Source organism: Pseudoalteromonas citrea (assembly GCF_000238375.3).
Taxonomy (GTDB): Bacteria; Pseudomonadota; Gammaproteobacteria; order Enterobacterales; family Alteromonadaceae; genus Pseudoalteromonas; species Pseudoalteromonas citrea.
On sequence record NZ_AHBZ03000022.1, the window covers coordinates 183245 to 198057 of the forward strand.

The following is a 14813-nucleotide window of genomic DNA, read 5'->3' on the forward strand; positions in this document are numbered from 1 at the left end:
ATTCTAATACTTTTCAGTACTGTGAAATAAGAAAGGTAGTCACGTCAATGACTACCTTTTACTAAAGCAAACTCATGCTTAACAAAAATTAAGCGTGCTTGTACGGTAACCTAAAAAAGAGTGCATACAATACAGGGATCACACCAAGGGTAAGTACGGTTGAAAACAACAACCCTCCCATAATACTCAATGCCATCGGCTCCCACATTTCCCCGCCTCCTAAATATAAAGGCACGAGTCCCAACACGGTGGTGGCAGTGGTTAATAAAATAGGTCGCATTCTAGCTTGTGCTGCGTTTACAATGGCCTCAATCGGTGAGTCGGGTAATTCATCTAATTCAATTTTGATACGCTCTAGCAAAACAATGGCATTGTTGATCACGATCCCTGCCAAAGAAATCACCCCTAGCAACGTCATAAAACCAAAGAACGATTGCCCAATTAATAGCCCTGCAACAACCCCTATAAAGCCAAGTGGGATGGTAGCGAGTACCATGGCAGACTTACGAATTGAGTTAAATTGTCCAATTAAAAGGATAACAATGATCAATACAGCAATGGGCAGTTTGTCGGCTATCGACTGATTTGCTTTGCCTGAAGACTCAGCTTCGCCACCTAGCTCATAACCATAGCCTAATGGCCATTGCTGCTTTTGCTCATCTAACCAAGGAGTTATTGCTGCAAAACCCTCACTGGCTGTGATCCCATCAACTTGTGCACCTACCACAACCGACTTTAACCTATCGCGACGAAATATTTGTGCGTTTTCCCATACCACTTTGATGTCTGCAACTTGCTTAAGGGGTACTGAACTACCTGATGATTGTGAGTACACTACCATCGCCTCCAATTTACTAATATCTTGTCTGTCGGCAGCAATAGAACGCAGTGTAACCGGAATAATGTCATCACCTTCTCGGTATTGGGTGAGCTCAAAACCACTTAACCCAGTTTGTAAGGATGTCGCTATATCTTTACTTGAAACACCGGCTCTGCGAGCTCGAGTTTGATTAATGTCTATCTGTAGCTTTTTAATCGGTAAACCCCAATCATCACTTATAGACTTTAACCCTGGTGTTTCACGCATTTTGTCTTTCAATTGCGCCACGATTTTCATTACTTCAGCGGTATCACTACCTGCAATTCTAAATTCAACCGGGTTTGCGATAGGCGCACCGTTTTCTATTTTTCGCTGTTTAAGGAGCAAGTCAGGGTGGCGTGCTAATGCATACTCTTCAATATCAGCCATCACTTCATCAATTATCTGATATGAAGTTACCGACACTATCATTAAGGCATAGTTTGAACTGGTTGACTCAGGCGTATGTGTTAACAAAAAGCGTGGTCCACCATTGCCAATGTAACTTACCCATTGTGTTACACCACTCTCACGGTCATTACTCACCTGTAACTGTGTTTGAAAATATGCTTCCATATCTTTAACCAGTGCTTCTGTGGTCTGTAAACGCGTTCCGACTGGCAATTCCAATTCAACCTTAAAGTACTCCCTATCTGAAGGCGGAAAGAATAAATTAGGAATGAGCTTTAAGCCTTGGATCGCCAATACGAGCATACCTATACACACGGCAACGGTTAGCCATCTAAATTTCAATAAGGTATATAAGATATTTCGGTAGCTCTGATACACGCTCCCCGCATATTCATCACTATTTTGCTTCACATTCACTTTGGTAAAGTACACACATAGCATTGGGATCATCGTCATCGCCAATAACCAAGAGCACAACAAAGTAATAGTGACTACTTTGAAAAGTGATGCCGTATATTCACCGGTCGATGATTCAGCAAGAAATATAGGTAAAAATGCAGCACCCGTAGTAAGTGACGAAACCAATAACGGCACCTTTAACTCATTGGCAGAGTCAACCGCAGCATCAATGGCTTTTTTGCCCTTCTCCATTTGTACCATGATGTTTTCAGACATCACAATGCCATTGTCAACCAACATACCCAGAGCAATGATCAATGCAGCTAATGAAATTTGATCGATAGAAATATCAAAAAATGACATCACTAAAACACCACATACCATACTCATCGGAATCAAACTGGCCACAATTAAACCTGTGCGTAGCCCTAAGCTAAATAGCATTACCAAGGTAACAACCAATATTGCTTGAAAGAGGTTTGATACAAAATCACTCACCTTTTGTTCAACCTCTTGTGGCAAGAAAGACAGCAACTTAAACTCTACACCAATTGGGTAAACACTCTCTAAATAACTGATGCTCTCAAGTACCTGCTCGCCTAACGCTAAGTTATTACCACCAGCTCGCATAGAAATTGCAAGCGTTAACCCAGTATCAGAACCAACACGCACTTTGCTTTTAGCTGGGTCAACATAATCTCTGTACACTTTTGCAATATCAGTCAACAAGATAACTTGATCGCTACCAGGGATATTAATGATGGTCTGCGCAATGTCTTCTACCGATTCAAAGTTACCACTGGGCTCAAGCGCTAATGTCTCATCATCAATGTAAAGAGAGCCACCTGGGTTTACAATATTACGCGCAGCCAGCTGATCTTTGAGCTGGTTCGCTGATAAACCCAGCGATGCCAAACGGGTATTTTCAAACTCGATAAATACACGCTGCTCTTGTGTGCCGTATATATCCACTTTTGCCGCTTCAGGTAAACGTAAAAAAGCATCTCTGACTTGCTCAGCTACTTCTTCCATTTCACGATAACTATAACCATCGGCCGTTAAACCAATGACAATCCCAAATACATCGCCAAACTCATCATTCACAATGGGGGTTTGAGCCCCATTTGGTAAATCGTTTTCAATACTTTGAATTTTACGCCGTAGGTTATCCCAAATAGGGCGCATATCTTTATAGCTTTCTTTGATATTTACCCCAACAATTGAAACACCTGTCTTTGAGGTACTGGTGACAAAATCAAGTTCAGGGATCTGCTGGGCAACTTTTTCTATTTGATCTGTTACTAGCTCTTCAACTCGCTGTGGGCTAGCCCCAGGAAAGTAAGTAACCACTTGCGCCGTACGTATAATAAAACCAGGATCGTAATCTTTAGGCATATTATTAAATGCCGACAACCCAAATAGTAATAGGGCAGCAAATACAACCCACGCAGTCCGGTTATTTTCTAATGCTAAACGGGTAATGTTCACTATACGCCCTCACTGAATTTTACAACCTGTCCCTCTGTCACCTTACTCATACCAGCAGTGACAACATGTACACCTTCCTCAAGGCCCGACAAAACAGTAAAACCAAATGGCGTAATATCGCCCACTACAACGGGCTTTTTAGTAATTTGGCCTTTCCCAGCTTCAATGGTGCTTACTGTCCAAACAAAGTTCCCATTTTCATCTTTTAGCACTGTTTTTATTGGTACATAAAGTTGGCTTTGTTGGCCTTGTTGTGCACTGGCAATAACACGTGCTGTCATGCCCGGTAATATGTTGTAGCCTGCTGGAGGCTGCATACCTAAAGTAACCTCATAAGCCTTGGTGACTTCATCAGCTTGCGTACTTACTTCAACAAAGCTCAGGGGAAATTGCTTGCCTTTAATTGCAGCAAATTCTGCATAAATTTGTTTAGGTGCTTCTTTTGATACATGTACCATCATACTTTCAGGGATATTCACCTTTAAATTAATGCGTTCGATGTCTTGTAATGTAACGATGACTTGTTTCGCTTGAACCTCTTCAAACTTTTCAATATGAGTACGGGCTACAACGCCATTAAATGATGCATGTAACTGGGTATAATCTAGGTTATTCCGCGCGGTCGCTAACTTACTTTTTGCACTGGCAAACTGCGCTTTAAGCTGATCATAATCAGCTTGTGAAATAGTCCCTGAGGTGATCAATTGCTCTGCTCGACCAAAGTCCGCTTTGGCTTTATCAAACGCGGCCTGTGATTCATCAAGTGCGAGTTTGTAATTGGTATTATCAATTTCAGCAATCACGTCACCTTTAGATACATCTTGCCCTTGCTTAACAAGTAACGACACAACCTCACCCGCGACTTTAAAAGACAGATCAGCTGAATTCGCTGCATCTACTACCGCTGGGAATTCCTGCATAGGCCCGCCATTGTTCACGACCAGTGTCAGCGTTCGCACAGGGCGTAAAGTAGGTTCTTCTGCAAGCTGTTTATTTTGCTCACTACATGCACTTAACAGTGCTAATAAAATGCCAGAAAAAAGAAAGTGTTTGCTACGTTTATAATTCATATTGGGCTCCTAATTTTTCGCCATTTTATTTTTAGTCATACCAGTCACAAAGTTATTGATCCAAATATCAAGTATCGCCTTCACAGCCTGAACATTTTCTTCACCATTGGCTTTAACCACTGACTCCAACTGCTTGCTCGCTGTCATCATAAATACCGGTTGTACCCCACTTCCAATATAAAAAGCTGACTCTAGGGATACAGAGGTAACGGCTTCAGTCTGTTCTGTTGCCGCTAAATAGGCTGTTTTACCTGCATTGTAGACGAGCTTAACCGGCACAAAATCACGCACATCTAAAGATGTTTCCTGAAAGTCGATATTAGTAAACGCCCCTTTAATCGTCAGTATTTGACTATTAAGTGCCGCTGGCTTTTCTGTCACCACTTGATAATAAGGCAATAGTTTTTCTTGCAACTGAGACTGCATGTAGTTACTTAACTTTACAATATGTGACTGATTAACAGCCAAAAACTGTGCATTGTCATTGGCTGTTAGCCATATTTCAAACTTAGGTAAGTAAATAGTTTTGACTTGCTGTAGCTGTGCTTTATCAAATTGTGTGGAGCGATACATTAACGTATCTGGGTATTCATCATTTGGCTTTAGTAACTCATAGCTATCTAAAAAACCGGTTTTTGTATGCTGCAGTGAACTACATGCACTAATCAAAAAACACAGCACAAGAGTACAAAAAGTACGACTAAAACGCATAAAATAAGCTCCATTTAAATACAGAAAAACGCAGGGACTACAAACACATTGATAAGCTTATAGTACAAAGAATTGATGCACTAAAATGCAAATAAATGTAATTGTGCAGGTTAAATTGTAAATATAAAGCTAAGTTAGGAGAAAAAAGAAAGGAAGTCTACGTTAATGTTAAGATTAGTTCGAGACTCGTCACGACTTTTGAAGTCTCATCATCGGTACCGCGGGTTATTTATCATATAAAGCAGCAACACTGAGCTACTGCTTTATAATGAGTGAATTAGTAGATAATACTAACCTTCGTTTATGGCATGATCACACAAGGCTGACCAGGACCTGGCGAGCTAAAGCAATCTAATGAACATCTTTGAGATTCCTGCGGTGGGCAGCGGTATGATGCATAACTACTACCGCCAGCGATGTTTGGCGTCATGTCTTGTGCTAAAGCAGACTGATCATTTGTTAATGTTTTTAATTGTGTTTTTTTTAATTTTATTTTCATTTTTGTTATTCCTTTATTATTTAATTAGATATGAAAACTTTCATACCCAAGTACATAAAGTACCCATTAAAATGACATAACACAACAAAAAACGCACAATTTGTTCAAAAAAACCTCTTTAATTAAGAAATCAAAGCCTTTAGCTGCTGGCAAAGACACCATTCAAAGCTGTGGTATTTAATGCAACCTGATCCTAAAAGAAAGGAAGTCTACGTTAATGTTAAGATTAGTTCGAGACTCGTCACGACTTTTGAAGTCTCATCATCGGTACCGCGGGTTATTTATCATATAAAGCAGCAACGTTGAGACACTACTTTATGATTAGTAGATAAAATTAATCTCTTATTGCAGCAAGGTCACACAAGGTTGACCTTGGTCAGGTGAACTAAAACAATCTCGTTGTGATTCTTGAGGTGGACAACGGTATGACGCATAGCTACTACCACCAGCAATGTTTGGTGTCATGTCTTGTGCTAAAGCTGAGTGATCATTCGTTAATGTTTTTAATTGTGTTTTTTTTAATTTTATTTTCATTTTTGTTATTCCTTTATTATTTAATTAGATATGAAAACTTTCATACCCAAGTACATAAAGTACCCATTAAAATGACATAACACAACAAAAAACGCACAATTTGTTCAAAAAAACCTCTCCAATTAAGAAATCAAAGCCTTTATCTGCTGGCAAAGACACCATTCAAAGCTGTGGTATTTAATGCAACCTGCTCCTATATAAAAGTTTATAGCTCGTATAACTATATGCTTACCTGAAAATAATTAACCCATTATAGTTTAAAAAAACGGCTTATTGTTAGGCTATTAGCAGCCGTGTAGATCAAGTAGCTAGTTACTAATCAACAAGGTCCTTCTGTAGACAACTTATTAACGTAGGCTAAAAAACCAATTAAAAACACCTTTAAACAAACCGAATAAAAAAGAGTAACACCATTAATAAAAATTAATTAAAATGAAAGAGAAAAGAAAACAATGAAAAATAACACACAAATAAATCAAGAGAAATTAACAAATTTAAAATTAACTATATTTATATACCATTTAATTTAACCGAATATATATGGATTTTATTTTTTTATTTTATCTTTTTTTGCTAGAATAAATCACAACAAAAAACCTTTTTTATTAAAAATAATTTAACTAATAGGGATATTAAATTATGCAAATTAAAGCAATAAACATCCTGCTAGCAAGCTGCCTACTAAGTGCCTGTGGAGGTTCTGACTCAGATGATACACAGACATTACCCCAACCTCAGCTGCTTTCAAATATTTCACCTACCGCAGCATTCTCTCAAATAGATGACATTTATGAGCGTGGAGAATTTATTATTGATGCATCAGGTTCAAGTGACTCTGATGGTTCTATATCTTCATATAACTGGAGTCTCGACTTAGGTGACTATACAGGCAAGAGCATTAGCCTTACAGAGAATGGAGTTAATTCTAACTTAGTCGTTGGTGAAATTGAGGAAGATGTTACAGTTTCGGTTAATTTGACAGTAACAGACAATGATGGTGCTACTGATAAATATACGAATACAATAACTATACAAGAGCTTGATATAGAAAAACTTCCACCAATCCCAGTAAGTCCAAGACTTGGTTTAGAAGGCACTGATTCAGATAGGGATGGTGTTAGAGATGATGTTGAGATAAAGATTTACAACCTTTATCCACTTTCTAAAGATAACAGAGAAATTTCACGTAAAGCAGCGCAAATTTTTCAAAATGTTTTAGTTACAGGTGATTCTCAAGATGACTTAGATGATGGTGAGGCGGCAGAAGAATTATCCAAATTAGCATCGTGCTATATTGATCATACAAGTCTTAATGGTCGTGAAGAAGTAGCAAAAATACGAAGTATTCTAATAGATACACCAGAAAGAATGGCTGCCTATGAGAACTTTTTGATGAGTAGAAATGGGACGGTCCAAAGAACTTTGGAAGCTAATATTGAAGAATGCCGGTTACCTCAAAACTAAGGAAAGTTTCATGAATAAAACAACATTATTAATTCCGGCACTATTATGTACTGGTATGAGCATGTATTCTCACGCTAATTTAAATGGTTGTATTGACACTACGGATTCAGAAAAAAAGACAGCAGTTTATTTTGCGAATGGGATTTTAACTAAAAAGTTTGATGCTAGCTTCATGGCTAAAACAATGAAGAATGCTTACAAGTCTCAGTTCGAAAGTTTACATGAAAACTCATCATATGTATTTTCTGATGCATATAATTATTCACAAGGCGCTTTAACAGATATAACGCAAGTTCTTCAACAGAAAATGGACGAGGAAGGTGTTGATGGAATTACGGGTTATCAAATATATGATCTAATTTCATCTAAATTAAATAATGATGCAATACGTGCTACGTTAGCGGTATACCTAACTCCCAATACACTTGCATTGTTTACTGATTCATTGTTAGAGGAGCTTGGAGAGTCAATGATTCAAGCTTCGATAGATGCGATAGCAGATCGTATCACTGTCAACTCCGAACATGTTGGGCTCTATGAAGCAGATCTTTTAGCTGGTAAGCGTGTCATTATCGTGCCACATAGTCAAGGAAACCTGTTTACAAATAGCGCTGTTGCCTCTGTAAAAACAAGGCAGCCTGAACGTGCAGATAGTATTGATTATTTTGGAATTGCAAATCCTTCGGCGTTTACTGTAGATGGTGCGCAGTATGTAACTGCGGATGATGACCGTGTAATAGACAGCTTGAGATTAATCGAGAATGTCTTACCTAGTAACATAGACAATGATCCTAGTATCCTTCCGGGGTTTTTAGGCGGTGATTTTAGATCCATATCAAATCACCTAATTATTGAAGATTATTTTGATGCACGCTTAGCGTCAAGAGGTGTGATTGATACTAATTTAACCAGGCTTGCTCAAGATACTCCATTTCCCACGCAAATAGCAGGAACTGGTGCTATACGTGCGTCATTGTCATGGGGAGACCAATCAGATATAGATCTACACGCATTTGAACCAAACGGTTCTCATGTATATTACCAAGACTTTACTGGGCAGGATGGAACTCTTGATGTGGATGATATAAATGGTCAAGGTCCTGAAAATTATGTTGTCGCCTGTGAAAACGTAAATACTGGCACATATCAAATAGGTGTAAATTATTACAGTGGTAGCGCTCCTGAAACTGCTCGTGTAGCAATATTCCTTGGAGATGGAAGAACGGTTACTCCACGAGAATTGCTTCTCAATAAAGCTGAAGGCCCTAATGGTGACGATAGTCCTGCTGTAGTATTTGAAATAACGGTTAGTAATGATGGTAATGGTAACGCAGTATACTCCGTACAGTAAAATACTAAGAATTTAAGCTAAACATTATAATCGCGCAAAACCCATTGATTAAGACTATAAAGTTAGTTGTAACTTAGTCTTAATCAATCAACTTTATATATTCTTAATCTCTATATCTAACATCACAATTGTACCTTGATACTTTCCTCTTTTGCTTTAAAAATCATTTCTAGGTTTTTATCTTGATTATATCACGGCACTAGATTTTATAACGGTGCAGTTGGAACCTGGATTCGGGATCTTTGGTGATAATTTAAAATGCATACCAATTATTATCTACGATGGTCAAACTGAAGGCGATAAACACTATGGACATATGAGAAATGATGTAATGGCGTATATACCCTATTATAACTTAGAACGACTTCATACAGCTAATGGTGACCTGTCGCCAGTAGAGTATGAGCAAAACTCCTTAAAAAAGGTGCCCTAAATTAGTAATGCAGAACACCTAGGATTAAGCACTTCTCACACAGTATGAAAGCTCTTGCGCTTCCTCTAAGAATTAGTGGCTCATGATTTAATAGCCTGCTCCATTCATTGCTTAACGGCAAAATGCGTTGTTGTAATACAGTACACACGACCTATGAAGGATTAGCATAAAAAGCCGCGTTGTAACTCCCCCAAAAAATGAAACAGTTCATAAGTAGAATTTTCCATTAACTAAAATAGGAAAATTTACGATGAGAAAAAGTAAGTTCACCGAAACTCAAATTGTCAGCATGATCAAAGAAGCTGAATCAGGTATTCCAGTGCCTGAAATTTGCCGTAAACATGGCATAGGCCAAAGCACATTTTACAAATGGCGCTCAAAATATGGTGGTATGGAAGCATCTGATGTTAAACGCCTTAAAGAACTTGAAGAAGAAAATCGTAAGCTAAAAGATATGTTTGCAACGCTGAGCTTAAAGCACTCGATGCTTGAGGATATCATTGCAAAAAAGCTGTAAAGACAAGTAGACGCAGAGCTTGGGTTGAGCATTTGAGAACTCAATTTAACGTCAGCGTCGCATTTGCTTGTGAAGTGGCTGGATTAAGCCGCTCAGTTTTTTATTACAAACATAAACGGCCATCAGATGATGAAGTTATCGACGCATTGCTAGCATTGATCGAACGTCACCAAAGGTGGGGGCTGCCCAAACTATTTAAAAGGCTTCGCAACAAGGGTAAACCTTGGAATAAGAAGCGTGTTGAACGTGTTTACAACATGCTTAAACTCAACTTAAGACGTAAAGGAAAACGCCGTGTACCAACGAGAACGCCAGAACCGTTAAGTGCCCCAGCAGAACATAACGAATCTTGGTCAATGGACTTTATGAGTGATGCATTAAGCTATGGACATCGGTTCAGAACATTGAATGTACTCGATGACTTCAATCGACAAGCATTAGCGATTGAAGTTGATACCAGTTTAACGGCTGAGAGAGTAATTAGGACACTAAAGCAGATCATTGCTTGGCGCGGCAAACCAAAACAAATTAGGGTAGATAATGGCCCAGAGTTTACTTCCACTATGCTTGAAACGTGGGCGATGGAAAACAGTATTAAGCTAGAGTTTATAAAACCTGGTAGCCCTTATCAAAATGGCTTTGTGGAAAGGTTTAACCGAAGTTACCGTGAAGAAGTGCTAGATTTATACTTGTTTGAGTCACTACAAGAAGTACGTGAAATCACAGATGAATGGTTAGATATTTATAATTATGAACGACCCCATGATTCACTTGGTGATATGACACCAATTAGTTATCTTGAGGCTGCATAAAATTCTACAAAAGAGCTGTACTAAATTGGGTGGAGTTACAGCGTTGCATCATGCCATCCACAACAACTTCCTCTTAGGTCGTTCTATGTAACTCCCCCAAAAATGATAACGCTTCATGAAATTTCAGACACAGAAAGCAATTTAGGCAGATTGTTACTACACCAACATAGGTTACTTAGGCACCACTACATTGGTGCGCTGGTATCAGCTATCTCTTTTAACAGCCCAAAATTATCACACGGTACAAAATGATGACATAGTTCAGCTTCACGTTAAATCAACACAAATCTGTAAAATCAGCTATTTTCCTCTCCGCTGAGCCATTGTTACCATTTCTCTTTATTGTCACTATGGATTTTTTTGAAATAGGCACGGTAGTGCTCTTTTACAGCATGGGCACCAACCGTTCGACGCTGTTGAGACTCTTCTTCTTTTAATAATTTAAGATAATTGGCAAAGTGAGCTTCGCTTATCAAACCTTCAGCGATGGCCGCTTGAACTGCGCACCCAGGTTCGTTGCTATGCGTACAATCACTATATTTACACTCTGTAACCAGCTCGATAATGGAACTAAATGTGCGTTCAATGCCTTGCTCAGCATTGTAGAGTTGTAGTTCACGCATACCAGGGGTATCTATTACTGCTACATCCCCATCCGTGAAAAACAGTTGTCGATGCGTTGTGGTATGCTTACCATGATCATCACTTTCCCTAACTTCTTTAGTGGCTTGACGCGTGTGGAATAACGCATTGATCAAAGTAGACTTACCAACACCTGATGACCCCACTAACGCGATACTTGAACCTTCGTAAAGATACGCTTGCAACACGCCTAAGCTACTAGGCTGATTTGAGCTCAACGCGTGCACATTTGGCACATCAAGATGCTTTATTTGTGATGTAAATTGCTCGATATCATCACACAAGTCCAATTTAGTCAGAACGACAATGGGAGTGATATCAAATTCATACGCCAATGAAATGTAGCGCTCTAAACGCTTTACATTAAACTCCTCGTTTGCACTGGTTACAATCCATAAATAATCTAAATTGGCGGCAATAACTTGAGGTAAGCCATTCGAAATACGGCGAACCCTGTTTTTAGGGGTAAATATTTTTGTAATACGGTAATGCTCATTTGCAAGTTCAGCTAATACCCAATCACCAACAGCGAGATGCTGACTTATTGGTTGGTATTCAGAGCCACAGATGATTGACTGTTCACCAGCCAACCCTCTTCCCACAATTCGACTACGGTGAATTTCTGAGATACGATATACCAAATTACAGATATTCTCATCACATATTTCATCATAACTTAGCTGCTGGAAAAAGAGATTAGACCAACCAAGCTTATTTAATTCAGAATACGACATTCCTTTCGTCCTAGATTTACTTTTTCTTTTTACATTCATCAAAAATTGACGCCTTAAGGCACACCCTTGCCATGTCGATTGTCAAACAAAACACATTGAATGATGCCTTTTGGAGCCAAAATTAACATAAAACAACACTTAACCCAATCAAAATTAACAGACTGTGGAATCAAGCATTTACATTTCTAATACCTCTTGAGAGGTCGCTTCGCTTAGCTTGTTGCTCACTTCAAGTTTATTAATATCGATACCAAGCTTATCGCATTCCGTTTTTAACTGCTGATAGAATAACCCTTTACCTTTGAGCAGCTCAGCAAATGTGCCTTGCTCTTTAACAACGCCCTCTTGCAGATACACTATCCAATCGACACCCACTATATTCGTAATTCGGTGCGTAACAACAATGACCGTTTTCCCCTTTGTTACGGCTTCAACGCGGGTCATTATTTCTTTCTCGGTACTGATATCTAATGCTGACGTTGCTTCGTCTAGCAGAAGGATTTCGCCATCTTTGAGTAGTGCCCTTGCTAATGAAACTCTTTGTTTTTGCCCCCCAGAGATACTATCACCACTTCCTCCAAGTTGTTCTTCCAAGCTTCTATCATTAGACTCTAACCAAGCATCCAAACCACCTGCTTTCGCAGCTTGTTCAATTTGGCCTTTATCAGCAGACCAATCGGCATACGCGATGTTTTCTGCAATACTTCCTTGGAATAAATCAGGATTCTGAGATACAACAGAAATATGTGAACGCAATGACTCAGCCGTTACAGTGCGAATATCTTTACCATTGACCAATACTTCACCCGTATCTTGGGCATAAAATCGCATCAATAAATTCACTAATGTCGATTTTCCTGCGCCGCTTTCCCCAACAATCGCCACTGTTTGTCCCGAACGGACTTCAAAGCTGACATCATTGAGGGTCTTTTTCTCTTTTGTTGCATCATAAGAGAAGCTAATATTTCTAAATTCAATACTCGGTGCAGCCGCTATTTTTAGATCTTGTGCATCGCTGCTTTGCTCTAAACCTGAATCCGAAGTCGTAAAGTCGATGATCTTTTCACATTCAATTGAATCAACGTAAACTTGCTCCAACGCTTTCCCTAAAGAACGCAACGGCCCGATTAAAATACTGGCTAAGTATCCAGCCAACATCGCTTCTAGCATGTTTAAACCAGTATATAAGAATCCATATACCGCGAGTCCCGCAACCAACACTATGGTGGCAATTGCGATGATGTTGTTTCTTAATCCTGAAAAAACATCTTGCCTATGAACCCCCATAAACGCGTTTTTTTGAACATCAAGAACTTCACGTGCCTTTTTTACTTCATATTCGACGTTTCCGAACTGATGAGCCACTTTATATCGTGCAATGGCTGCTAACAAACCACCATATGCCCCATAAGAAGCAGATAACCGAAACTTGCTAGCTTGACCCATTTTGGCAGCATTATAAGACGCTGATACGCAATAAATGCCAAGCCCTAAGATAGCAACTAAACCACAATAAAAATTGATATAAAATAACCCCGCAATGATTGCAACTAAATCCACTATTGCAGGAAACAGTTCACCATGTAAGGTTGGGATTACTTTTTCAACATTGCTATATACAGCGGTTAGCAACTGAGGAAAACGACCTGTCGGCGCGGCTATGTGCTCATCAAGTTTCATTTGATAGGTTTTTCGCAGCAAACGCTCTAGCAATGATGATTGTGTATTCGAACGTACTGAAGATAGCAGATAGCCTCTAGCTATGGGCAGGATATTTATCGCTATCGCCATAACCGCTGCAACAGCCATAATAAAACTGTTGATGGCTAAAGTACCGTTACCTGCGCTCAATACTATGACCTCTTGGCCAATTAAAATCGCACCTCCTACTTTAATCGTTGAATTCAATACATCAACGATCATCGCAAGAATTAATTTTGTATTATTCGCTTTTCCTTGCCAAAGACACAAACGAACGAAACTATACAAATTCAATAGTCGAGAAAACATTTTTTTTCCTTAAACTTTATATAATTGGTGCAAATAAACACGCTAAGCAAGCGTCTAATGCATGTAAAATTTGGCAACAGATATCTCGCTGTTGCCTTTCTTTTTTAAACCTCAAGTGCCCACAAATGTTTGGCAACAAGTTTATTAATTATTCCAAGTACCTTTTCTTCTTCTGTTTCCACAAAGAAGTGATTTCCTTCAAAAGAGTGAATTTGGAGCTGCTCTTGTGTTTCATGTTGCCAAGCCTGAATCCCTGGCAAGGTAACCGACTTGTCATTTTTTCCGTATAACGTCACGATTGAAAACGGTACTGGATTTAATGCGCTACTCAAATGCGCCTCTGATAAGAAAATGTCAGCCCTGAATCTAGGCATAAGAAACTCTAACAGCTCTTTACTGTTGAGTACTTCTTCACTGATCCCACCATATTTATCCACCATTTTTTGTACAAATTGGTCATCGGGTAAACCGTCGAGTTTGTCTTCCAATCGACTCCGTCTTGGTGCTGGATGTGCCGAGGAGATAAAAAACTGTGGTGTAATATCTTGTGACCTAATTAGTTCTTTTGCCAATGAAAAGCCAATTAGAGCCCCCAAACTATGCCCAAAAAGGGCATAAGGCTTATGCGCAAATACAGCGCTATATTTAACCAACTCAGAGACTATTTGCTCAATATTATTGGCAAATGGTTCTCCGTAACGAGACTCCCTACCAGGTAATTGAATCGCAATCACATTAACCATGGCGCTCAAATGCTTTGGCCAAGCGCTGTAAAAAGCAGCTGAACCGCCAGCGTGATGCAAGCAAAACAGGTTAAGCTTAGCTGCAGGTGAATATGAATAAGGCACAAACCATTTTGAGTTTTTTAGCATGTCCATT

The 14813-nt window shown here is 39.1% G+C and carries 11 protein-coding genes and 1 pseudogene; 4 read left to right on the forward strand and 8 right to left on the reverse strand.

Features of this window, described 5'->3' with window-relative positions:
* Positions 1-88 precede the first annotated feature (88 nt).
* The 5 genes from PCIT_RS15270 to PCIT_RS15290 form a co-directional block, all read right to left on the reverse strand.
* A complete protein-coding gene (locus PCIT_RS15270; RefSeq protein ID WP_010366635.1) occupies positions 89-3157 on the reverse strand; it encodes an efflux RND transporter permease subunit in 3069 nt (1022 codons plus the stop codon).
* Complete coding sequence (locus PCIT_RS15275; RefSeq protein WP_010366636.1) at positions 3157-4227, reverse strand: efflux RND transporter periplasmic adaptor subunit; 1071 nt, start codon at positions 4225-4227, stop codon at positions 3157-3159. Before PCIT_RS15275 ends, PCIT_RS15270 begins: the two co-directional genes overlap by 1 nt.
* A gap of 9 nt (positions 4228-4236) precedes the next feature.
* Positions 4237-4938, reverse strand: a complete 702-nt coding sequence (locus PCIT_RS15280) for a DUF3313 family protein (protein ID WP_010366638.1) — start codon at positions 4936-4938, stop codon at positions 4237-4239.
* Between the two features lie 301 nt (positions 4939-5239).
* The gene (locus PCIT_RS15285; protein WP_010366639.1) at positions 5240-5437 is read right to left on the reverse strand and encodes a hypothetical protein; all 198 of its coding nucleotides are present in this window, start codon (positions 5435-5437) and stop codon (positions 5240-5242) included.
* A gap of 342 nt (positions 5438-5779) precedes the next feature.
* Complete coding sequence (locus tag PCIT_RS15290; RefSeq protein WP_010366640.1) at positions 5780-5971, reverse strand: hypothetical protein; 192 nt, start codon at positions 5969-5971, stop codon at positions 5780-5782.
* 639 nt (positions 5972-6610) lie between these two features.
* Between PCIT_RS15290 and PCIT_RS15295 the strand changes: the two genes are divergently transcribed.
* The 4 genes and pseudogenes from PCIT_RS15295 to PCIT_RS15310 all read left to right on the forward strand — a co-directional run bounded on the left by PCIT_RS15295 (position 6611) and on the right by PCIT_RS15310 (position 10548).
* Entirely contained in the window at positions 6611-7435 is an 825-nt protein-coding gene (locus PCIT_RS15295) for a PKD domain-containing protein (protein WP_010366641.1), read from the forward strand.
* Positions 7436-7445: 10 nt separating this feature from the next.
* A complete protein-coding gene (locus tag PCIT_RS15300) occupies positions 7446-8786 on the forward strand; it encodes a YfaP family protein (protein WP_010366642.1) in 1341 nt (446 codons plus the stop codon).
* A 316-nt stretch (positions 8787-9102) separates the two neighbouring features.
* Positions 9103-9219: pseudogene (locus tag PCIT_RS15305) on the forward strand (IS3 family transposase); the annotation flags it as partial.
* 250 nt (positions 9220-9469) lie between these two features.
* A protein-coding gene (locus tag PCIT_RS15310) for an IS3 family transposase (RefSeq protein ID WP_238348008.1) occupies positions 9470-10548 on the forward strand; the annotation gives its coding sequence in 2 pieces (ribosomal slippage) (positions 9470-9731 and positions 9731-10548; 1080 coding nt in all).
* A gap of 326 nt (positions 10549-10874) precedes the next feature.
* Here the strand turns inward: PCIT_RS15310 and rsgA are convergent.
* The 3 genes from rsgA to PCIT_RS15325 form a co-directional block, all read right to left on the reverse strand.
* Positions 10875-11924: a ribosome small subunit-dependent GTPase A gene (gene rsgA, locus PCIT_RS15315; protein ID WP_010368083.1), complete on the reverse strand. Its 1050-nt coding sequence runs from the start codon at positions 11922-11924 to the stop codon at positions 10875-10877.
* Positions 11925-12101: 177 nt separating this feature from the next.
* Positions 12102-13934: an ABC transporter ATP-binding protein gene (locus PCIT_RS15320; RefSeq protein ID WP_010368082.1), complete on the reverse strand. Its 1833-nt coding sequence runs from the start codon at positions 13932-13934 to the stop codon at positions 12102-12104.
* Positions 13935-14038: 104 nt separating this feature from the next.
* Complete coding sequence (locus PCIT_RS15325; RefSeq protein ID WP_010368081.1) at positions 14039-14812, reverse strand: thioesterase II family protein; 774 nt, start codon at positions 14810-14812, stop codon at positions 14039-14041.
* Between the last annotated feature and the right edge of the window lies 1 nt (position 14813).